At 61.1% G+C, this 22,006-nt stretch carries 19 protein-coding genes; 7 read left to right on the top strand and 12 right to left on the bottom strand.

Annotation, left to right across the window (positions count from 1 at the left end):
* Positions 1-10: 10 nt before the first annotated feature.
* Positions 11-985 (bottom strand): thioredoxin-disulfide reductase, encoded by a 975-nt coding sequence (gene trxB, locus J2Z17_RS20270; protein WP_209947637.1) that lies wholly within the window; start codon positions 983-985, stop codon positions 11-13.
* Between the two features lie 247 nt (positions 986-1,232).
* Here trxB and J2Z17_RS20275 point away from each other — a divergent pair, with 247 nt between their 5' ends.
* Complete coding sequence (locus J2Z17_RS20275) at positions 1,233-1,697, top strand: Lrp/AsnC family transcriptional regulator (protein WP_209947639.1); 465 nt, start codon at positions 1,233-1,235, stop codon at positions 1,695-1,697.
* 30 nt (positions 1,698-1,727) lie between these two features.
* On the opposite strand, the gene J2Z17_RS20280 is transcribed toward J2Z17_RS20275, so the two are convergent.
* Both J2Z17_RS20280 and J2Z17_RS20285 read right to left on the bottom strand, forming a co-directional pair.
* The gene (locus J2Z17_RS20280) at positions 1,728-2,699 is read right to left on the bottom strand and encodes a mitochondrial fission ELM1 family protein (RefSeq protein ID WP_209947641.1); all 972 of its coding nucleotides are present in this window, start codon (positions 2,697-2,699) and stop codon (positions 1,728-1,730) included.
* Entirely contained in the window at positions 2,696-3,841 is a 1,146-nt protein-coding gene (locus J2Z17_RS20285; protein ID WP_209947643.1) for a glycosyltransferase family 4 protein, read from the bottom strand. The genes J2Z17_RS20280 and J2Z17_RS20285 overlap by 4 nt, the downstream gene beginning before the upstream one ends.
* Before the next feature lie 247 nt (positions 3,842-4,088).
* Between J2Z17_RS20285 and J2Z17_RS20290 the strand changes: the two genes are divergently transcribed.
* Entirely contained in the window at positions 4,089-4,820 is a 732-nt protein-coding gene (locus J2Z17_RS20290) for a hypothetical protein (RefSeq protein ID WP_342454439.1), read from the top strand.
* Between the two features lie 532 nt (positions 4,821-5,352).
* Here the strand turns inward: J2Z17_RS20290 and J2Z17_RS25615 are convergent.
* The 4 genes from J2Z17_RS25615 to greA form a co-directional block, all read right to left on the bottom strand.
* A complete protein-coding gene (locus tag J2Z17_RS25615) occupies positions 5,353-5,550 on the bottom strand; it encodes a transposase (protein WP_209947648.1) in 198 nt (65 codons plus the stop codon).
* Between the two features lie 103 nt (positions 5,551-5,653).
* Positions 5,654-6,706 carry a glycosyltransferase gene (locus J2Z17_RS20300; RefSeq protein ID WP_209947650.1) on the bottom strand — a complete coding sequence of 351 codons (1,053 nt, stop codon included), beginning with the start codon at positions 6,704-6,706 and terminating at the stop codon, positions 5,654-5,656.
* 190 nt (positions 6,707-6,896) lie between these two features.
* Positions 6,897-7,691: a polysaccharide pyruvyl transferase family protein gene (locus J2Z17_RS20305; protein ID WP_209947652.1), complete on the bottom strand. Its 795-nt coding sequence runs from the start codon at positions 7,689-7,691 to the stop codon at positions 6,897-6,899.
* A 24-nt stretch (positions 7,692-7,715) separates the two neighbouring features.
* The gene (gene greA / locus J2Z17_RS20310) at positions 7,716-8,192 is read right to left on the bottom strand and encodes a transcription elongation factor GreA (protein ID WP_209947655.1); all 477 of its coding nucleotides are present in this window, start codon (positions 8,190-8,192) and stop codon (positions 7,716-7,718) included.
* Positions 8,193-8,413: 221 nt separating this feature from the next.
* On the opposite strand from greA, the gene J2Z17_RS20315 reads away from it, so the two are divergent.
* Both J2Z17_RS20315 and J2Z17_RS20320 read left to right on the top strand, forming a co-directional pair.
* A complete protein-coding gene (locus J2Z17_RS20315; RefSeq protein WP_209947657.1) occupies positions 8,414-9,646 on the top strand; it encodes a putative DNA modification/repair radical SAM protein in 1,233 nt (410 codons plus the stop codon).
* A complete protein-coding gene (locus J2Z17_RS20320) occupies positions 9,646-11,115 on the top strand; it encodes a UdgX family uracil-DNA binding protein (RefSeq protein WP_209947659.1) in 1,470 nt (489 codons plus the stop codon). Before J2Z17_RS20315 ends, J2Z17_RS20320 begins: the two co-directional genes overlap by 1 nt.
* A 9-nt stretch (positions 11,116-11,124) precedes the next feature.
* Here the strand turns inward: J2Z17_RS20320 and J2Z17_RS20325 are convergent, their stop codons facing one another.
* The 4 genes from J2Z17_RS20325 to carB form a co-directional block, all read right to left on the bottom strand.
* Complete coding sequence (locus J2Z17_RS20325) at positions 11,125-12,330, bottom strand: T6SS phospholipase effector Tle1-like catalytic domain-containing protein (RefSeq protein ID WP_209947661.1); 1,206 nt, start codon at positions 12,328-12,330, stop codon at positions 11,125-11,127.
* Between the two features lie 152 nt (positions 12,331-12,482).
* Entirely contained in the window at positions 12,483-12,941 is a 459-nt protein-coding gene (locus J2Z17_RS20330; protein ID WP_245224243.1) for an SRPBCC domain-containing protein, read from the bottom strand.
* A gap of 6 nt (positions 12,942-12,947) precedes the next feature.
* Entirely contained in the window at positions 12,948-14,234 is a 1,287-nt protein-coding gene (locus J2Z17_RS20335; protein WP_209947663.1) for a UDP-N-acetylglucosamine 1-carboxyvinyltransferase, read from the bottom strand.
* Positions 14,235-14,269: 35 nt separating this feature from the next.
* Positions 14,270-17,764 (bottom strand): carbamoyl-phosphate synthase large subunit, encoded by a 3,495-nt coding sequence (gene carB / locus J2Z17_RS20340; RefSeq protein WP_209947665.1) that lies wholly within the window; start codon positions 17,762-17,764, stop codon positions 14,270-14,272.
* A gap of 371 nt (positions 17,765-18,135) precedes the next feature.
* On the opposite strand from carB, the gene J2Z17_RS20345 reads away from it, so the two are divergent.
* The 3 genes from J2Z17_RS20345 to ypfJ all read left to right on the top strand — a co-directional run bounded on the left by J2Z17_RS20345 (position 18,136) and on the right by ypfJ (position 20,819).
* The gene (locus J2Z17_RS20345) at positions 18,136-18,858 is read left to right on the top strand and encodes a DUF1868 domain-containing protein (protein ID WP_209947668.1); all 723 of its coding nucleotides are present in this window, start codon (positions 18,136-18,138) and stop codon (positions 18,856-18,858) included.
* 288 nt (positions 18,859-19,146) lie between these two features.
* A complete protein-coding gene (locus J2Z17_RS20350) occupies positions 19,147-19,818 on the top strand; it encodes a glutathione S-transferase family protein (RefSeq protein ID WP_209947670.1) in 672 nt (223 codons plus the stop codon).
* Between the two features lie 86 nt (positions 19,819-19,904).
* On the top strand, positions 19,905-20,819 hold the full coding sequence (gene ypfJ, locus J2Z17_RS20355; protein ID WP_209947672.1) for a KPN_02809 family neutral zinc metallopeptidase: 915 nt from the start codon (positions 19,905-19,907) through the stop codon (positions 20,817-20,819).
* Between the two features lie 183 nt (positions 20,820-21,002).
* On the opposite strand, the gene J2Z17_RS20360 is transcribed toward ypfJ, so the two are convergent.
* The gene (locus J2Z17_RS20360) at positions 21,003-21,995 is read right to left on the bottom strand and encodes an aldo/keto reductase (protein WP_209947674.1); all 993 of its coding nucleotides are present in this window, start codon (positions 21,993-21,995) and stop codon (positions 21,003-21,005) included.
* Between the last annotated feature and the right edge of the window lie 11 nt (positions 21,996-22,006).

Raw genomic sequence — 22,006 nt, forward strand, 5'->3', positions numbered from 1 at the left:
CTCATGAGGTTTATTCCGCCGCTTCTCTGCGCGTTTCGAGCGCTGTGATGTACCGTTCTGCTTCAAGCGCTGCCATGCAGCCCATGCCGGCGGCGGTCACGGCCTGCCGGAACGTGTCGTCGGTGACGTCGCCGGCGGCAAATACGCCCTCGACGTCGGTCGCCGTCGAATCCGGCGCTGTCCACAGATAGCCGGATGGCTTCAATTTCAGCTGACCGGCAAAAAGCTCGACGGCCGGCGCATGGCCGATGGCCACGAAGACGCCATGGATCGGCATCTCCGTCACATTGCCTGTCTTGGTGTCGCGCAGCTTGACCCCGGTGACCGAAGGCGGCATCGGCGGCTTGGCCGCGTCACCGGTGATTTCGGCGACTTCCGTGTTCCACATCACGCGGATGTTGTCGCGGGCAAACAGGCGCTCCTGCAGGATGCGTTCGGAGCGGAAATTCTCGCGCCGGTGCACGACCGTGACGCTCTTGGCGATGTTGGAGAGATAGAGCGCTTCCTCGACCGCCGAATTGCCGCCGCCGACGACGATGACATCGCGGTTGCGGTAGAAGAAGCCGTCGCAGGTGGCGCAGGCCGAAACGCCAAAACCCTGGAAATGCTGCTCGCTCTGCAGGCCGAGCCACTTGGCCTTGGCGCCGGTGGCGATGATCAGCGTGTCGGCCGTCCATTCGGCACCGGAATCGGTCTTGACCGTGAACGGGCGCCGCTTGGTGTCGACTTCGGTCACCAGGTCGTTGACGATTTCCGCGCCGACATGCTTTGCCTGGTTCAGCATCTGCTCCATCAGGAACGGCCCCTGGATCGGATCGGCATAGCCCGGATAGTTTTCCACATCGGTCGTGATCATCAGCTGGCCCCCCTGTTCCATGCCGGCGATCAGCACGGGTTCCAGCATGCCGCGCGCCGCATAGATCGCGGCGGTGTAGCCGGCGGGTCCGGAGCCTATGATAAGCACCTTGGTATGGCGGGCGGTCATCGTATACGTCCTTTCAGTCTCAGACTTCGTCTTTGGAGGGCACTGCACAGATAAGGTCGGAGGCGCCGTCTCACAACGTTTGCCCCATTTAGGGGCCTTGGCATCGCATATTCAAGTTCGGCTTGTGGATAGCAACAGGGCATTTGCCCTTGCCGTAATATTTGTTCAAATCCACGACATATTCTTGCGCCATGTGCCGGATAGGTTACAAGATCAGTCATTTCCAACCCTTCGAAGGAGCCGCACATTGCGTGCAGAGCTTGATGCAATCGACCTGAAAATACTCCGCGAACTGCAGCGCGAAGGACGGATGACCAATGTGGAGCTTGCCGAGCGGGTCGGAATTTCCGCGCCACCCTGCCTCAGGCGGGTGCGCAAGCTTGAAGAGGGCGGCGTGATCGAAGGCTATCACGCCATGCTGAACGCCCGCAAACTCGGCTATGATCTCGTCGCCTTCTGCATGGTCGGTCTGAAGCACCAGTCGGAAGTCCAGTTGAAGGCCTTCGCCCAGGCGACCAGCGACTGGACGGTGGTGCGCCAGGCCTGGATCATGTCCGGCGAAAGCGATTTCCTGCTGCATTGCGCCGCCGAAAACCTGACCCAGTTCCAGGACTTCGTCATCGAGGTGCTCACCGCGCACGAGAATGTCGACACGGTCAAGACGATGCTGACCATCCGGCAGGTGAAGAAGAGCGGGATGGTGGAGATATGAGGTGAGGGGGCATGGCTGACGCGAAACGCGTCAATCTGATCGATTTTTACGCCAGAGATCGAGAACCGCCTCGGCAATCTGCCTTGTCGAATTGACTGGGGCATAGCTTTCCGTTGCGAGGTCTTCGGGAAAGCGGCCGATCGCCGCTTGTTGCGAGAGGGCGTCCAGAAACCGGTTGATCTTGGCGTGCCCGCCGGTCGGATGAAAGACCTGTACCGGCCGGCCGGCGCCGGCGCCATCGCCCACCATATTGGTCGAATCTGCGGTCACCACCACTTGATCGGCAAGCGCCAGGTAGGCGGCAAGCGGATTTTCGCCCTCTCCGGACCACATAAGGACGCGTTCCTGTTGCGCAAGCCGCGCGAGGCGATCGGCAAGCTCGGGTGGGGTGCGGCGCGACGTCGTGATCATCAGCGAGCCGCCGTCGCGATGAATGCTTGCCAGCCCTTGAACGAAGCTATCGATGTCACTTCCCGAGAACCGGTGGTGGCGACTGTTGCCGCCGACGAGCACGGCAATGCGGGGGGAGGGAAGTTCAGCCAGGTGCCGCGGCGGCGAGAGACGCAATTCGTCCAGTATCGACGGCCCCATGCGGTTCGGGGCGGTGGCTACGACAAGGGCATTTTCTACCCGTCCGGCGTCATGGCTCTGGACAACGACGAGATCGGCGCCGTGGCGCGTCGTGCGCGGATCCTTCAAGAACACCGTCGTTGTTTGCGGCGAAGCCCGTTTGAGCGCACGAAGATAGGCAACCGCACGGCGGCCCGTGGCGAGGCAAATGTCCGGAAACGGCGGGGCGATCGGGGAGCCCGCGCGATCCGCCGCCTCGCGCGGATCGATCGGCCCGAATGGCATCAGTAGGGCGAATGCCTTTCGCGGATGGACACGCCGGATGCTGATTTTTCCGCCCATGGCCTCGGCTATGCCGATCAGCGGCTGCTCGTCGCCGGCCTTGCCGTCGGTCAGCACCCATATGTCAGGTTTCTCCGGCGCAACCGTCATCGAAGCCTAGCGCCCCCATGCATCACCCGCTCGTAAGCGGAAAATTCCTTGTCCAGCATGGACTGCGTGGTGAAGTTGGCAAGGATATGCTCCCGGCCGGCTTCGCCCATGGCATGCAGACGTGTCGGGTCGGACAGGGCCTTGCGGATAGTGTCCGCCATATGGTCGACGTCACCCGGGGTGACCAGCCATCCGGTTTTGTCGTGCAGCACGGTCTCTCGGCTGCCGCCATGGTCGGTCGCAATGATTGGCGTGCGCATGGCCTGCGCCTCGATCGCGGCCCTGCCGAAGGCCTCGGGACGGGTGGAAGCCGACACAGCCAAATCGGCTGCGGCAAGCACGGCTGGCACGTCGCGTCGGCTGCCGGCAAAGAGCACGCGATCGGCAATGCCAAGTGCGGTCACCTTCGCCTTTGCCTCTGCAATGGTCGTCTCGACGCCGCTCCCGACAAAGGCGAGTCGCGCGTTCACCCGCCGCAACCTGGCGAAAGCCTCGATCAGCACCGCATGTCCCTTCCAGCCGGTGATACGGCCGATCATGACGACCAACTGTTCATCGTCGCCGGCGCCGAGTTGCTGTCGGAGGGAGCGGCGCGTTTCCGGCGACACATTGGCGGGATCAAAACGGGCCGGATCGATGCCGCGCGGTGCGACGACAATCTGGTCCCGCGGATAGCCATAGACTGTGGTTATGTGATCGCGGATGAACTGCGAGTTGGCGATCACCACCGGCGTTCGCAGCATGGCACTGTTATAGAGGCGCTTCAACGCGCTCCTGTGGCCATAGGTGCCATGGAAAGTGGTGAGGAAACGCGGTTTGCGCCTTGAAATCCCTATGCCCATCAGCGCTGCCCAGGCGGGGGCGCGGCTGCGGGCATGGACGATGTCGATCCGCTGTTCGTCGATGAGGCGTGCCACCGCGAAGGCGGCCTTGACCAGGGCGAAGGGCGATTTGGATCCGACCGCGAGGGTCGCATGATGCGCGCCGCACGCCTCAATATCGGCCACCAGCGGTCCGCCGCGGCTGGCAACCCATGTCTCCATCCTCCTGTCGGAGAGATAGGTCGCCATCTCGACCGCGCTGCGCTCGACACCACCGTCGCCGAGCGCAGGCAAGAGTTGCAGGATGCGGAGATGGTTCATGGTGAGATACTCGGATCGTCGGAAAGTATGGCGATTGCGGTATCAAGTGACCGCGCCGTTAGCAAGCGCCCGCCATCGATCGTATGGCGCTCGACCTGCTATCATCTGGTCATGAAATGGTTTAAGAGGTCGCCGGATTCCAGCGATCGAAACCGGCAGCCGCCGACAAGGTCGTATCGAGCCTTATCTTACGCGCATTTGGCCATAAGGCTTTGATGTGCGCAATTGCCTTGCCGGGAGTAAATTGGTGCAGACCATCGTATGTATGAAATGGGGCACGCGTTATCCGGGGGACTATGTCAACCGTCTATGGTCGATGATCCAGCGCCATACCAATCGACCGACACGACTGGTCTGCCTGACGGATGATTTCAGCGGCATAGACCCGGGCGTCGCGACATTCCCGTTGCCGCCGATCACAATTCCGGAGCGCGTTGCATGGAAGCCCTGGCGCAAGATCTCGCTGTGGCAGGCGCCGCTAGCCGATCTGGAGGGCGACGTGCTGTTCATGGACCTCGACGTCGTCATCACCGGGCCGCTGGACGATTTCTTCGACTATGAACCGGGCAAGTTCTGCATCGCGGAAAACTGGACGCAGCCGGGGCAAGGTATCGGCAACACGTCCGTCTATCGCTGGCGCGTCGGTACCAACACCCATATCTACAACGAATTCATTAAGGATCCGGAGATCCCCCTGAAGCAGTACGGCATCTCGCAGCGCTATGTCTCGGGCTCTGTCGACAACATGACCTATTGGCCGGCCGACTGGTGCGTCAGCTTCAAGCACACTCTTCTGCCGAAATGGCCTATGAATTTCTTTAAGATCGCGCCTCTTCCGTCAGAAACCCGCGTGGTTGCGTTTACCGGCAAGCCCGACCCGGACGAGGCCGAGATCGGCGCCTGGCCGGTGAATGCCTGGTACAAACGGCTCTACAAGCACGTTAGACCAACGCCCTGGATCACCGAGAACTGGCGGTGATCAGTAGATTGCGTGTGTGAGGCGCTAAGCTCAGCACCGATTGATCAGAGCCAGAAGATAAGGCGGCAGCGATACCGACGGTGCGGACGACGGTGCGGCCGCACAGGTCGCAGCGCGTGACGATGCCTTTCCACTCCGTGAGCTTGGCAAAGAGGTTCTCGACCTCCGGGCGTTGGCGATAGAAGGGCTTATCTTACTCGTTGGGAATTTTCCGACTTCTGCTGGACGGGATGTGAGCGCCTGGCGAGATGCCGCGCTGTCCTCGCCGCGATCAGCGATAAGGTTTTTGAGCTGACTGTAGGAGGTCGAGCACGAGACGTGCACCTTCTGGTCGCTCATCTATCCTACTGAAAGCAGCGTGCGATCGGACGCCTCTCTCCGTCGCAGACAGTGTGGAGCTTGAAGTTCAAACCGCCTTTTAAGCGCCGCTACGGCGGGGAACGGCCCCTTGTTGAGCAGACTGGACGCCGTGCGGTGGGCCTTCAAATGCGTGGCGTTGATCATGATCCGCTCCGGTTTCGACCTTCGCCAGTCAGACGCCATCAAAGACGCCAAGACGGCTCCGGAGGGCGAGACGATTGTAGAGCGTGTTGTGCGGGCCGTAGTCTTTGGACGCATCCTTCGACTGCAGAGCGTTGCGGAGGACGTAGGCGATCCCGCTAAAAACCCGCCGGCCATAAACGCGTGGCACCCCAGTCGAGAACGGAGAATACGGCTCGACACGCGCCATCCGACTAACGCCCAACAGAAAAATCACCTATCACAGCATCCAATTTCGCGGTAGCCTGCTATATCAAGCTATCCTCTTATGGTGTCTCAATCGAGAAGGAAGCTTAGACCAAGGCTTCTATAGGCCATTCGTATTGCTCTGAAGGCTGCTCCGCCAAAACGCGCTCAATCATGTACTTGGCGACACGCGTGCTGTTGGTGCGAGAATGGGCGATACGCCAACCTTTTTCGGCGGTAGCTTGGCGCTGTTTGTCGTCCGCGGTCAGGCGAATAATATTTTCGACAAGGTTGTCAAGTGTTTCATAGACGACAATACCGTCGTCATAAAGTTGTTCAAGACGGGAGTGACAGGAGGTATGAGTAAGTGTTCCTTGTCCCAATAAGAGTGCGACGCGATCCGAACTGTATAGAAACGCTTCTGGTCGTGTGTGATTCAAGGGGATGTTGAGGTTTTGCGCAGAGCTCTCAATCATCTTCAGAAATTCAAGACCCGAGAAGCGTGGCGACGATCTTAGTCCTCCAGAGAAACTTCTTCTTACATCTTGTGGGAGCTTATCTTCGAGGAAATTTATTTGTTGTTCTCTTGTCTCGATGCCGGTCCCGAGAAATAACAAGTCTAGGTTCAGATTTTCTCTTGAGAAGTTGAAAGCCTTTCCCGTCTCTATGCTGTCGTCAACGGGATTTGGAATATAGAAAACATTTTGCGGTTTTGGCTCAATCGCGCCAATTTCCCGTTTGTCCGCGGTTGTGAGGAATGAAGCATCAACGACGGCGGATCGTTGGCTGAATGCTTTCATCGTTTTTTGTCGGAATGTGGCGTCAACATTAATTTGAGCAAGCCGCACATCCTTGCATGTTTCCCTGAGTGCAAAATATGTGTCTTCTTCAATAAGGTCTGCATGTCCGAAGAAAATTATATGTGGCTGATACGTCCGGGCAGATCGGATCAAGGTCGCGTTCATTTTTCGTGAACCCAGCTTGCTGGAGCCGAGCATGGAAGATTCTCGCGCTACATCTCGATCTGAAAACTGAACTACGTTATGGCCTAATCGAATAAAGCCGTTGCTAAGTTTGCGTTGAACACTGAAGAATTTTATCTGATATTTCGTTCTGTGAAAATCAGCTACATACAATATGCGCAGTGGGGTAGGTGTCATGTCGGATCCATAAGCTGGGTAATTTTCAAGCTGCAATCCGCCGATCACTTTTGCAATATGCTAATCAATCAGCGCTTTTTTAGCAGGCACTTTCGTTCGGTGAATTGCGGGTCGAAGGTTCGGAAACGTAAATGGGCGGGAGACGTGCTCCGTAGCGGACAAGATCTCTAAGCTCATAGTTAGCGCTTCGTCAGATGGCCAGTGTCTTGGCAGCCGCAAGGCAATCGGCAATTCGCATGTCAATGATCTGTCGGGATGCGCACGCGGCTTTGCTCTCTAATACGTCAAAGCCATCTGAAACCTCGGCTTCTTCAATAAAGCGACCGACGCTCGCGCCGTAATCGATGAACTTACGGCTGCCGCCGTTCAATCGATTGCGGAAAGTGATTCTGACGTTCGGAACAGAATAGCTGTCGGCAACGATTAATCCATGCAAGCTTGACGACACTATAACGTCTGATGAGGCGATATCACGCGTGATCCGGTCAAGGTCCGGATTTCTAAGATCTATTACAATGGATCTTGGGACAGACGCCTGGAGGTGATGGACTGCCGGGGCATCCCAGTCTGAAACATGCGGTACAATGCCCAACCGAAATTGTTTGCCATGAACAGGCAGAATGTCGCGCAACAAGAGTGCTGGATCACCTAGAGGCATCTTTGCATCTAAATCGAGCATGTCGCGAGTGAGCGGTCCTCTTATTGATGCGATCGAGATAAAATTTGGCAATTTGCCTTTTATGTCACGGATAGCGCCCGTGCCCCAGACGCCCAAGGCTGTACGCCGGAGGCTAAGGTAGTGCTTCCAAGGGGATCGGGCAGCTTTTTCTAAGATGCTGCCGATTGCAATCAAATCGGCACGATGCGGACGTGCGAATACTACGTGTTTTCCTGACAGTCTTTCAACAATATAGGGCGATAAGCTGTCACCATAGTTCGAGGCAGTAGTCCCGCCGCCAGACCAATATAGTGCAATAGGCTTCATTTTGTGCATTTTATTTGTGGAGGATCAACCCCAGTTGATGGCCAGGATTTCGTAGGCGCGGGAGCCACCGGGGGCGACGACCTCGATCGAATCGCCAACTTCCTTGCCGATCATCGCGCGCGCGATCGGAGAGGAGATCGAGATGCGGCCGGATTTCACGTCGGCTTCCTGTTCGCCGACAATCTGGTAGGTCTTTTCCTCGTCGGTGTCCTCATCGACCAGCTTGACGGTCGCGCCGAACTTGATCTTCGAGCCCGACATTTTCGACAGGTCGATGATCTCGGCGCGCGCCACCAGATCCTCGACCTCGCTGATGCGGCCTTCGTTATGGCTCTGAGCTTCCTTGGCCGCGTGGTATTCGGCGTTTTCGGACAGATCCCCATGGGCGCGGGCTTCGGCGATCGCTTCGATGATCCGCGGCCGCTCTTCCTGCTGGCGCCAGCGCAGTTCTTCCTGCAGCTTTGAAAAGCCGGGCTGCGTCATCGGTACCTTTTCAACCATAATTCTCTGTCCTTCGGATCGTCTTTCTGCAAACAGCAGACACAAAAGAAAACAGGTCCCGAAGCGAAGCCACGGAACCACGTATCAAATCAGCTTTGTCATAACATAACAGATTAACCCACGCGATTTCCAGAGAATTCGGATGGCGGACCGCGGACCGCTGCCGTCCGCCCCGTTGCGGGACATTGACAATAGCGCCAGGAACATATAGTGAACATTTAATGAAGAAAAGTCTTGCAGAACGGTTGGCCATCCTGTCCGATGCGGCCAAATACGATGCCTCCTGTGCGTCCAGCGGCACGACAAGGCGACAGTCCGGGCCGGGCGGCGGGCTCGGTTCGACCGAGGGCAGCGGCATCTGCCATGCCTATGCGCCGGATGGGCGCTGCATCTCGCTGTTGAAGATCCTGCTTACCAATTTCTGCATCTACGACTGCGCCTATTGCATCAACCGCTCCTCCAGCAATGTGGAGCGGGCGCGCTTCACGCCCGACGAGGTGGTCTGGCTTACCATGGAGTTCTACCGGCGCAATTATATCGAGGGCCTGTTCCTCTCCTCCGGCATTATCCGCTCCTCGGACGACACCATGGGCGAAATGGTCAAGATCGCCCGCGAATTGAGGATCAAGCATGATTTTCGCGGCTATATCCATCTGAAGACCATTCCGGAAGCCTCCGCCCACCTGGTCGAGGAAGCCGGGCTTTATGCCGACCGTCTGTCGATCAATATCGAATTGCCGACCGACCAGGGGCTTTCGACCTTCGCTCCGGAAAAGAAGCCGCTCGGCATCCGCCGCGCGATGGGCGATCTGCGGCTGAAGATCGAGGAGGCATCGGAGCCGACACTGCAGACGAAGCGGACCCGCAAATTCGTGCCGGCCGGCCAGAGCACGCAGATGATCGTCGGGGCGGATGGCGCCAATGACGCAACGATTCTCGGCTCGAGCGCCAGGCTTTACAGCAGCTACAGTCTGAAGCGGGTCTATTATTCGGCCTTCAGCCCGATCCCGGATTCGTCCAGGGCTCTGCCATTGATCAAGCCGCCGCTGATCCGTGAACACCGGCTTTATCAGGCCGACTGGCTTTACCGCTTCTATGGCTTCTCGGTGGAGGAGATTGCCGGCGGGCGCGAGGGTGGCATGCTCGATCTCGACCTCGATCCGAAGCTCGCCTGGGCGCTGGGCAATCGCGACCGGTTTCCGGTCGATATCAACCGTGCCGACAGGGAGGTGCTGCTGAGGGTGCCCGGCCTCGGTCAGAAGACGGTGAGGGCGGTGCTGTCGGCCAGGCGGTCGCGGCGGCTCGGGCTCGACGATTTGAAGCGGCTCGGTGTCTCGCTGCGCAAGATCCGCCCCTTCGTCGTTGCCGAGGGCTGGAGCCCGCTGCGGCTGATCGATCGCAGCGACCTGCGCAGCCTGTTTGCGCCCGAGCCCGAACAACTGGCGCTGTTTTGATGCGCACCATCGAGCTTTGCGGTGGCAGCGATTTCGATGCCTGGCGCAATGCGGCCCGGCAATTGCTGCTGTCCGGTGTTTCTCCTGCCGACATCGTCTGGCGGGTGCGGGATGGCGCGGCACCCGGCCTGTTCGACGGAAAAGAGGCCGTGGAGCCCGGGGCGGAGGCGGCAGCTCCGACAAGCGAAACGCAGATCAGCGTGTCGCGCCTCTATATCGACAAGGCGACGGCTGCGATCTGCCACAGCGATCCCGCGCGCTTCGACCTGCTTTACAGACTGCTCTTTCGCCTGCAGATGCACCGCGCGCTGGTCGGCGACGCCGCCGATCCGGACGTCGTCCTGCTCGACCGGCTGGTCAAGTCGGTGCGCCGCGACTGCCACAAGATGAAGGCTTTCGTCCGGTTCAAGGAAATCGACCAAAAGGAGGGCGGGCGCCGCCGCTTCGTCGCCTGGTTCGAGCCGGATCACTTCATCGTCGCGCGCACCGCGCCTTTCTTTGCCAGGCGCTTTGCCGACATGGACTGGCTGATTTCGACGCCCAAGGGGTCTGCGGCGTGGAATGGCGAGACGCTGAAGGTCGATAGCGCACCGGGCACGCGCGAGGCCGTCGAAGATGAAGCCGATGAACTCTGGCGCATCTATTTTGCCAATATCTTCAATCCGGCGCGGTTGAAGGTGAAGGCCATGCAGGCCGAAATGCCGAAGAAATACTGGAAAAATCTCCCCGAGGCACGATTGATTCCCGATCTGATCGCCAATGCCGAGGCGCGGTCGCGATCGATGGCGCAGGCCGCCCCGACGGTCGCGCCGGCCTTTCACGACCGCCTGCAGGCGGATTGGGATGCTGCGCGGAAACGGAGCAACAGCGTGCCGGATGACCCCATGCAGGCGCTTCAGACAGAACTCGGCGCTTGCCGCCGCTGCCCCCTGCATCTGCCGGCAACCCAGACGGTGTGCGGGGAGGGGCCGGTCGAGGCCGAGATGATGTTCGTCGGCGAGCAGCCGGGCGATCAGGAAGATCTGGCCGGACGTCCCTTTATCGGCCCGGCCGGGAAGGTTTTCGACGAGGCTCTGCTGATGGCCGGCATCGCGCGCAAAGGTGTCTACGTGACCAATGCGGTGAAGCATTTCAAATACGAACCGCGCGGCAAGCGACGCATCCATCAGAAGCCCAACATGGGCGAAATCCAGCATTGCCGCTGGTGGCTCGACCGGGAGATTGCGCTGGTGAAGCCGAAGATCATCGTGGCGATGGGAGCGACGGCTTTCTTTGCGCTGACCGGGGAAAAGAAGGCCATGGGGGAAGTGCGGGGCATGCCGATCCCGATCGAGGCCGGGCGCATGCTTTTCGTCACCGTGCATCCGGCCTATCTGCTGCGCATTCCCGAGCCACAAAGGCGAGCAGAGGAACTGGAGCGGTTTCATGCGGATATCGGCAGCCTGGCGCGGCTTTCGGCGGTGGCATGACCCCGGATCTCAGGGCACATACTGGTATTCTACCGGCAGGTTGGGTGGCTTGTAGCTGCCGGCCTCGAGCCGCGTCTTGACCGTGTCGTGCAGGAGCGCGCCTTCCGGGATCAGCCGTGGATCGACGCAGGGGATATAGACGCCGCCTTCCTTGCCATTCTTGCGGAACGACGATTTGGGCACCCGGCGGGGGATGGCTTCCAGCAGGCGCCAGGGCCGTGTCATCGTGTCGTGGATCTTGGCCAGCGGGTCGAGGGCAACATAGCCGTCGCCGGACTGGCCCAGCACGATCCGCCTGATCGTGGCGTTCCTGTAATGCAGCCCGGCGGGCTCGGTTTCGCGGATCATCCAGTCAAGCGCGATCTTGATCTGGCCGCTCTCGGCCTCGGGATACCCCCCGCCGACATCGCCATGGGCGCCGGCAAACCAGACTTCCTTGACGTTTTGCGGACCCTGCGGTGGCGCAAAGGGATTGCCGCGATAGTCCTGGCCGGGCGTCCAGAGCTCGGGGCGGAAGACGGTGCGGCGTTCGTCGATCGACACCGCATGGCGAACCCATTCGACGCTCGGATTGCTGTCGGTGAAGGGATGGGTCCGGAACTGGATCCGGCCATTGCCCTTTTCGATCACCGAGGCCACCGTGTCGAACAGGCCGAGCAGCTTGATCGGCGGGCGATCGTTCTGCAGCGTCCGCTCGTAGAGCCGCATGGTGGCGAAGGGATCGAGCGGTTCGGCGCCGCGCCGGCCCATGTCGGCGCCATTCTTCGGCGACAGCGAGATGTCCTTGTAGGTGCGGTAGGCGTAGTCGAGCAGGTTGAGATGGATCGGCGACATCAGGCCGAAGGCGTGGATGAAGCCGGCCAGGACCCGCGCGGTATAGGCTCCGCGACTGAAGCCGAACAGATAGATGCGGTCGCGGTCGGGATGCCGGCCGTCTTGCGCCGGGCCTTGGTCGTAATGCTCGACAAGGAAGCGATAGGCCTCCTTGACGTTGTGATCGAGGCCCCAGCCTGTCAGCAGGCCCCATACTTCCAGTGTCTTGTGGCCGATCGAAGACCAGCTTTCGTCCGCACCAAAAGTCCCGACGCCGGGATCATACCAGACAACCTGCCGTTCGGAATGCTCCAGCGTACCGAACAGGCGCAGTACATTTGTCCGGTCGGCCGCTATTTCGTTTGACGATCCATCCAGCAGAAGCACGATGTTCTTCGACATGCGAAACCCCCTCCGACATGTCGGATGAGGGTAGCATCGCTTGGGATGAACTGCAATCAGTGGTAGCGGTATCCGGGCGAGGGGAGACGTGCGCTTCTTCGCCTGGGGCGACTCGGCGGCTTTGCTATGAAGAGCGCGACCGGCAGTCGCCGCTATTCCTGATCGCAGCCGAGATGGGCAGCCAGTCGGTCGAAATTCTGTTCGTTGGCCGCTTCGAGGAAGCGGTCAAGCTCCTCGTTCTCGTCCGTCCGGTCGATCAGCATGCGCCATTCGAGGCGGGCGGCCTGTCCCGCGTCGCGAAACGTCATGTCCAGTGTGAAGTCGTGGATCGGCTCATGGTGGCGGGCGCTGATGAACGCGTCCTCGACGACATCGGCGAAGGTCCAGCGATTGTTAAAGTCGGTGCCGTTGGAGGCTGTCATGGTGATCAGCCATTGGCCGCCGGGGCGCAGATCGAAGGCGGTAATCGTGTTGGCAAAACCGTCCGGTCCCCACCATTCTGCCAGACGGACCGGATCGGCAAAGGCGTTGAACAACTCCCGGCGATCGACGGGAAAGACGCGGGCATTCAGGATCTCGATCTTGCCGGTCATCGCATGCACTCCGTCCATGCAGTCCTACTGCCAGCGGACCTTGGCGCCGAGCGCCGTCAGCTTCTCGACGAAGTGCGGATAGGCGCGGCGGATCGGATCTGCCTGGTGGATGGTCGAGCGGCCATCGATCTGGATCGCGGCAATGAACAGTGCAAGAACCACGCGGATGATGTAGGGCGCTTCAACGGTTGCGGGGCGCAGGCTGTTGCCGCCGCAGACGATCAGGCGGTGCGGATCCGACAGGTGCACGCGGGCGCCGAATTTGAGCAGTTCCGCACTCCAGCCGAGCGCACCTTCGTAGACCTTGTTCCAGAACAGTATGTCGCCCTTGCAGCCGACCGAGACCCCGATCGCCTGGGGCAATAGGTCTGCCGGAAAATAGGGCCAGGGTGCGGCCTCGATCTTCGGCAGCATTTCGCGCGTGTAAGGCTCGGTGATTTCGCGCGTCCAGCCGGTCGCGGTGATCGTGCCTTCGCCGATCTCGAAGCGCAGCCCGAGCTTTTCAAACTGCCGGAGAATAAGCGGCATATGGCCGCCCATGTCGGTCTCCACCGTCAGCCGGCCGCCGGTGACGGCACCGATCGCCAGATAGGTGGCGACCTCGTGGTGATCGTCGGGCACGCGTGCGATCGTGCCGCCGAGACGCTCGATCCCTTCAATGGTCAGCCTCGAGGTGCCGATCCCGTCGATCTTGGCACCCATGGCCTGCAGCATCTGGCAAAGCGCCTGCACATGCGGCTCGGAGGCGGCGTTGGTGAGCGTCGATGTGCCCTTTGCCAGAGCCGCCATCATGGCGAAGGTTTCGGTCGCGGTGACGGACGCGTAGTCCGGCCATAAATCAGCCGCAACGGCGCGGCTTCCAAGCTCGATCTCGTAAGGCAGGGTGGAGAGGATGCGCCCGCCAAAGCTCTCGATGATGTCCAGATGCGGATCGATTTCGCGAACGCCGAGCGCGCAGCCCTTGGCCGTGGTGTCGAAGGTCAACTGGCCGTTGCGCTGCAGGACGGGGGCGAGCAGGAGCACCGCCGCACGGATGCCGACCGGAAGTTCACCCTTGCCCGCGCGGAAGGCATCGGCATCATGGCGGATCGTCAGCCGGCCGGCGCCGAGATCGCGGTCGATCACCGAGCCCATCGCCTCGAAATAGGCAAGCAGCTTGTCGATGTCGCTGATTTCCGGCACGTTTTCTAGGGTAACCGGCTCGTCGGTCAAGAGCGTGGCGCACAGCATCGGCAGCACGGCATTCTTGTTACCCGAGGGGCGGACCGTTCCGGAGACCGGATGGCCGCCGTCAACGATAAGATCGGTCATGTCATCCGTCCTTCCGGTTCGATGCGCATTGAGGCTCAGAAGTAGCTCTGCAGCGGGCGCACTTCGAGCTGGCCCTTCTTCAGCGCCTGGATCGCTTCGGCGGCTGCCAGCGCACCGGCCATGGTGGTGTAGTAGGGCACCTTCTGCATCAGGGCGGCGCGGCGCAGCGACTTGGAGTCGGAGATCGCCTTGTTGCCGTCCGTGGTGTTGATCACCAGCTGGACCTGCCGGTTGCGGATCGCGTCCTCGATATGCGGGCGACCTTCCAGCACCTTGTTGATCTTGGATGCCTCGATGCCCTGTTCGGCGAGGAAGCGCTGGGTGCCGCCGGTCGCCATGACCTTGAAGCCGCAGCCTGTCAGCACCTTCACGGCCTCGAGCACGCGCGTCTTGTCCTCGTCGCGGACGGAAACGAACACCGTGCCGTCGCGCGGCAGCTCGACGCCGGCACCGAGCTGGCTCTTGGCAAAGGCCAGCGCGAAATCGGTGTCGAGGCCGATCACCTCACCGGTCGAGCGCATTTCCGGGCCGAGCAGCGTATCGACGCCGGGGAAGCGGGCAAACGGGAAGACGGCTTCCTTGACGGCGATATGATTCAGGTTGCGCGGGTCGGGCTTGGCGCCATAGGCGGCAATCGCCGGATCGAGCTTTTCGCCGGCCATGATGCGGGCGGCGATCTTGGCGATCGGCGCACCGATGGTCTTGGCGACGAAGGGCACGGTGCGCGAGGCGCGCGGATTGACTTCGAGCACGTAGATCACGCCGTCCTTGATCGCATACTGGACGTTCATCAGGCCGCCGACATGCAGCGCCTTGGCAAGCGCCGTCGTCTGACGCTCCAGCTCGTCGAGCATCTCGCTCGACAGCGAGCGGGCCGGCAGCGAGCAGGCGCTGTCACCGGAGTGAATGCCGGCTTCCTCGATATGCTCCATGATGCCGGAGACGAAGACGTTCTCGCCGTCGCAGAGCGCATCGACATCAACTTCGATCGCGTTCGACAGATAGCTGTCGAAGAGCAGCGGGTTCTTGCCGAGCAGGGTGTTGATCTGGCCGGTCTTGTCGTTGGGATAGCGCTGCTTGATGTCTTCCGGCACCAGTTCCGGCACGGTGTCGAGCAGATAGCTCTGCAACTGGCCTTCCGAATGCAGGATCTGCATGGCGCGGCCGCCGAGCACATAGGAGGGGCGCACGACCAGCGGGAAGCCGATCTCGGAAGCGACGAGGCGCGCCTGCTCGACCGAATAGGCGATGCCGTTGTTCGGCTGGGCCAGGTCAAGCTTCATCAACAGCTTCTGGAAGCGGTCGCGGTCTTCGGCAAGGTCGATCATGTCGGGCGCGGTGCCGAGGATCGGGATGCCGTTCTTTTCCAACGCTTCGGCGAGCTTCAGCGGCGTCTGGCCGCCGAACTGGACGATGACGCCGACCAGTTCGCCCTTTTCCTGCTCGGCGCGCATGATCTCGATCACGTCTTCGGCCGTCAGCGGTTCGAAATAAAGCCGGTCGGACGTGTCGTAGTCGGTCGACACGGTTTCCGGGTTGCAGTTGATCATGATCGCTTCGAAGCCGGCATCCTTCAGCGCAAAGGCGGCGTGGCAGCAGCAATAGTCGAACTCGATGCCCTGGCCGATACGGTTCGGACCACCACCGAGAATGACGACCTTGCGGCGCTCGGAAACCTCGGCTTCCGAGCGGGCAGAGCCGACAAAGGGCGTCTCGTAGGTCGAGTACATGTAGGCAGTCGGCGAGGCGAATTCGGCCGCACAGGTGTCGATCCGCTTGAACACCGGACGCACGTTCAGCGTATTGCGGATCTCGGCCACTTCCTTCGGCCGCTTGCCGGTCAGGCTTGCAAGCCGCGCGTCGGAAAAGCCCATGGCCTTGAGCATGCGCAGGTTTTCGGCGTCGTCCGGCAGGCCGTGCTCGCGGACACGGGCCTCCATGTCGACGATCGCCTTGAACTGGGCGACGAACCATGGATCGATCTTGCAGGCTTCGTGCACTTCCGCCTCGGATAGGCCGAGACGCAGCGCCTGGACGACCATGCGCAGGCGGTCGGGGGTCGGCGTGCCGATGGCGGCGCGGATGGCATTGTGATCGTCGGTCGTATCGCCATTGGCGCCGAGGCCGGGGATCTCGATTTCGTCGAGGCCGGTGAGGCCGGTCTCCAGGCCGCGCATCGCCTTCTGCAGTGATTCAGCGAAGGTGCGGCCGATTGCCATGACTTCGCCGACGGACTTCATCGCGGTGGTCAGGATCGGCTCGGAGCCGGGGAATTTTTCAAAGGCAAAGCGCGGGATCTTGGTGACGACATAGTCGATCGACGGCTCGAACGAGGCGGGCGTGGCGCCGCCGGTGATGTCGTTTTCCAATTCGTCCAGCGTGTAGCCGATGGCAAGCTTGGCGGCGATCTTGGCGATCGGGAAGCCGGTGGCCTTGGAGGCCAGCGCCGAGGAGCGCGACACGCGCGGGTTCATTTCGATGACGACAAGGCGGCCATCTGCCGGATTGACGGCGAACTGCACGTTCGAGCCGCCGGTTTCCACGCCGATCTCGCGCAGCACCGCGATCGAGGCGTTGCGCATCACCTGGTATTCCTTGTCGGTCAGCGTCAGTGCCGGTGCCACGGTGATCGAATCGCCCGTGTGGACGCCCATCGGATCGATGTTCTCGATCGAGCAGATGATGATGCAGTTGTCCGCCTTGTCGCGGACCACCTCCATCTCGTATTCCTTCCAGCCGAGCACGGATTCTTCGATCAGGACTTCGGTGGTGGGCGAGGCGTCGAGGCCGCCATTGACGATGTCGTAGAATTCCGAGCGGTTATAGGCGATGCCGCCGCCGGTGCCGCCCAGCGTGAAAGAGGGGCGGATGATCGCCGGCAGGCCGACTTCGTCCAGTGCCTGGGCGGCAATCGCCATGGCATGGCTCATATAGCGCTGCTTGCGGTCGGTCTCGCCGAGGTTCCACCGGTTTTCCAGCGCATCGAGGGCGGTGTCCAGATCGCCACCCGACAGCGTATCGCGCAGCTTGGTGCGTTCGGCTTCGTGCGCCTTGCGGTCGGCGTCCTTGATGTCGGTGGCATTGGCCAGAACCGAGCGCGGCGTCTCCAGCCCGATGCGGGCCATGGCTTCGCGGAACAGGGCGCGATCCTCGGCCATGTCGATGGCGGCCGGCTTGGCACCGATCATCTCGACATTGTAGCGGTCGAGCACGCCCATGCGCTTCAGCGAGAGCGCGGTGTTGAGCGCCGTCTGACCGCCCATGGTCGGCAGCAGCGCGTCCGGGCGTTCCTTGGCGATGATCTTGGCGACGACCTCAGGCGTGATCGGCTCGACATAGGTGGCGTCGGCAAGGCCCGGATCGGTCATGATCGTCGCCGGGTTGGAGTTGACCAGGATCACCCGGTACCCTTCTTCCTTCAGCGCCTTGCAAGCCTGGGTGCCGGAATAGTCGAATTCGCAGGCCTGGCCGATGACGATAGGTCCGGCGCCGATGATAAGAATGGACTTGATATCTTGGCGCTTCGGCATGGGCTTGATCCGTCTCGTTCGCAGCCCGCGTGAAAAACCGGCGTCGGTTGGGAACCGGGCCGGCTGCGGGCGTGTCTGTCTGTAGGCTAGGTGGGCCTTATAGGGAAAGGATCGGGTGAACGGAACCCCGAAAATATCCCTTTGCAAAGGAAATTGCGCGGGTCGCACACGACGTTCCCGTCTGGGCGGGGACGTCGCCGGCACGGACGGAATGTCTCAGCGTCCACTCTCGGTCAAAAGGTCCAGCAGCTTTTGTGCGGTTTCGATTGTCCATGGGTCGCAGTCCTTTCGGAGGTGGGGGCACGAATGTGTCACAAGACGGTAGCACTTTGTGCCTAAATCCGGTCGGGCAGCCGTGAGAAGGATCACCAATGGACGCCACCATCGTCACGCCGAAGCTTTATCCGTTCTCGAAGAGCCGTATGGTAGAGCCCCCGCGACATCTGGGCACCCGCTACGACCGCTCGGGCACTTTCCTGCCGGAGCCCGGCAATACGGTGGTCTGCCATCTGGTCGAGGGTTCGGAGACGCAGGCAGCGCTCGTCGACGCGCGGGCGCGCTACCTGTCGGCGCCAGAGACGGAAAAGCTCGCCTTCACGCCGATATCCAGCCTGCACATGACGTTGTTCCAGGGCGTAATCGAATACCGCCGCCAGCCCGATTACTGGCCGCCGGAGCTCGCCCTGGACACGACCATCCCGGCGACGACCGCGCACCTGCTGGCAAGACTTGCCGATTTCGAGGGCGGCCCTGAATTCAAGGTCCGTGTCGTCGATGCGCTGCCGACCGGGTTGACGGTCGAGGGGGCAACGCCGTCGGACCGCCAGGCGTTGACGCTCTGGCGTGACCGGCTTGCCGATCGGTTCGGCTACCGGCATCCGGACCATGACACTTACGTCTTCCACATCACCTTTGCCTATCCGGTCGCCTATTTCGTGGATGCATCCCTGCCGGTCTGGCAGACCATGCTGGCCGAGGTTGTGGAAGACATCGCCCGCCGTGCGCCGGTACTTGACCTCAAGGCACCGGCATTCTGCCGGTTCGAGGACATGAACCATTTCGAGGAATTGCTGGTTCTGCCTTTCGGCCGTTGAGGCCTGCCTGCCGATGGATCTGCAGCTTTTCCGGGCTTGAAGACCGCGGGCGGAGGACGCCGGTCGAACAAGACCGGTGTCGCCTGCGAATGTCTTTACGTCCGACCGCTCGGTCCAATCCACTTGCGCTAACGCTGCGTAGATATGCGGTAGAGGCACGCGGTCGGCTTTTTCAGAACCTGGCTTAGAACCGGTCACGACGATCGCTGCTTTCCCTCCTCAGATGAGGGCTCCTTGCCACCGGATGCGGCAAAACCGTCGCGTCGCCGCAGAAAGCAGCCGTTCTCGATGATCACTCTCCACTACCTCGACAATTCCCGAGCGCACCGCATCCTCTGGCTCCTGGAGGAACTCGGCCTTTCCTATGACGTGCGGATCTATCATCGCGGCAGCGACATGCTGGCGCCGGACAGCCTGAAAGCCGTTCATCCGCTCGGCAAATCGCCGGTGATCGTGGACAATGGCCGGGTACTGGCCGAAAGCGGGGCGATCTGCGACTACCTGATCGACACCTACGGACCGACATCGGGGCTGCGCCCGGCACCCGATACGGATGCCTTTCTCGCCTATCGCTACTGGCTGCATTATGCCGAGGGTTCGGCCATGCCGCTGCTGCTCCTGAAGCTGATCTTCGCCAAGCTGCCCTCGCAGGTCCCCTGGTTCCTGAAATTGCCAGCCGGCCTGATCAGCAAGGGGTTCGCAGCCAAGCTCGTCGATCCCCAGATGAAGACCCACATGACCTATTGGAACGACGAGCTCTCCCGGACCGGCTGGTTTGCCGGGGAGCAGTTTTCCGCGGCCGACATCATGATGAGCTTTCCTGTCGAGACGGCCATGGTCAGGGCTGCGCCCGGGACAGAGACCGCGGCGATCCGCGCCTATCTCGCGGCGATCCGGGAAAGGCCCGCCTACAAGCGGGCGCTGGAGCAGGGCGGGCGCTATATTTACGCCACCAGCTGATATTCGGCCTTGCCTTTTCTCTTGGCTTCGGAACGCATTGCAGCCTTGCGGGTTGAAAGCGTGATCAGCGAACAGAGGGAAGTATCATGGAATGGAAGGGTCGACGTCAGTCGGACAATATCGAGGATCGTCGAGGTACCTCGATGGGGCGTGGCGGCTTCGGCAACAGCCCATTCGGTCGAGGTGTACGCATTCCGACCGGAGGCCGCGGTGGCGGTCTGTCGATCGGGACGATCATCTTTCTCGTGGTCATCTATTTCGTGCTGAAGCTGATGGGCATTGACATGCTGCAGATGATGGATGGCGGCTCCACCAGCTCCGGTTACGAACAGTCGCAGGGTACCCGGCCGAGCGGCACGTCGAACGACGAGATGACCGCCTTCGTGCGCACGGTACTGGCCGAAACGGAAGACACCTGGACCGGCATCTTCAAGGCATCGGGCGAAACCTATGAAAAGCCGACGCTGGTGCTCTTCTCCGGGCGCACCAGTTCGGGATGCGGCACCGCGTCATCGGCAACCGGTCCGTTCTACTGTCCCACCGATCGCAAGGTCTATCTCGACACCGACTTTTTCCGCCAGCTGCAGCAGCAGTTCGGCGCGTCGGGGGATTTTGCCGAGGCCTATGTGATCGCCCATGAGGTCGGTCATCATGTGCAGAACCAGATCGGCGTATTGCCGAAGTTCAACCAGGCGCGCCAGCAGATGAGTGAAACGCAGGCCAACCAGATGTCTGTCCGGGTCGAGCTGCAGGCCGACTGCTTTGCCGGTATCTGGGGCAAGTTTACCGACCAGAAGGGCATTCTGGAAGCCGGTGACCTGGAAGAGGCACTGAATGCGGCCCACCAGATCGGCGACGACACGCTGCAGAAGCAGGGCCAGGGTTACGTGGTGCCCGACAGCTTCACCCATGGCACGTCGGAGCAGCGGATGGCATGGTTCAAGCGCGGTTTCGACAGCGGCAAGATGAGTGCCTGCGACACCTTCTCGGGCGCCATCTGAGGCGAGACCCACCCGCCGATTTTAGTGCACGTCCGGTAAACGCGAGTTCATCCGATGCGCTCTAGTTTGTTGTTATTACGCATTTCCGGACGGAAAACCGCGACGACACTTTTTCCTGGAAAGGCTCTAGGCTGCCGCAACAACAAAGGGCGTTCCGATCGGAGCGCCCTTTTTCGATGTCGCCTATTTCTCGCTGTCGAGCATCGCCATCTGCGCGGCGGCATAGCGGTCGCCAGCCGCCGCGTTCTTCGGTACGGCCTTCTCGATCTCGGCGACATCCGCTTCGCTGAGGACCTGTCCGACGGCACCGAACGCTTCTTCCAGCCGCTCGCGTCGGCGGGCGCCGATGATCGGCACGATGTCGTCGCCCTTGGCGATCACCCAGGCGATGGCAGCCTGCGCGGTCGTCATGCCCTTCTTCTCCGCCACCGCCGACAGCGCCTCGACAAGGGCGAGGTTCTTCTCGACATTCTCTCCCTGAAAGCGCGGGCTGTGCCTGCGAAAGTCGCTGGACGCTGTCGCTTCGGGTTTCCAGTGGCCGGAAATCAGGCCGCGCGACAGAACCCCGTAGGCGGTGATACCGATGCCGAGCTCGCGGCAGGCTGGCAGGATCCTGTCCTCGATGCCGCGTGAGACGAGTGAATACTCGATCTGCAGGTCGGCGATCGGATGCACGGCCGCCGCCTTGCGGATGGTTTCGACTCCCACTTCCGAAAGGCCGACATGGCGGACATAGCCGGCCTCGATCAGATCGGCGATGGCGCCGATGGTTTCTTCGATCGGTACATTCGGATCCAGACGGGCAGGGCGGTAGATATCGATATAGTCGACGCCGAGGCGCTGCAGCGTGTAGGCGACGAAGGTCTTTACCGCCTGTGGCCGCGCGTCGTAGCCGAGCCAGGCGCCGGCCGGATCGCGCTGGGCGCCGAACTTGACGCTGATCACCAGCGTCTCGCGGTTGACCGTCTTCAACGCCTCGCCGATCAGCATTTCGTTATGGCCCATGCCATAGAAGTCGCCGGTGTCGAGAAGGTCCATGCCGGCATCGAGCGCTGCGTGAATGGTGGCGATCGCCTCTTCGCGATCCGAGGGGCCATACATGCCCGACATGCCCATGCAGCCAAGGCCGATGCGCGCGGTTGTGGGGCCGGTCTTGCCAAGCTTGACGGTTTTCATCGGCGGGATCC

The organism is Heterorhizobium halophytocola (genome assembly GCF_017873095.1).
Classification (GTDB): Bacteria; Pseudomonadota; Alphaproteobacteria; order Rhizobiales; family Rhizobiaceae; genus Allorhizobium; species Allorhizobium halophytocola.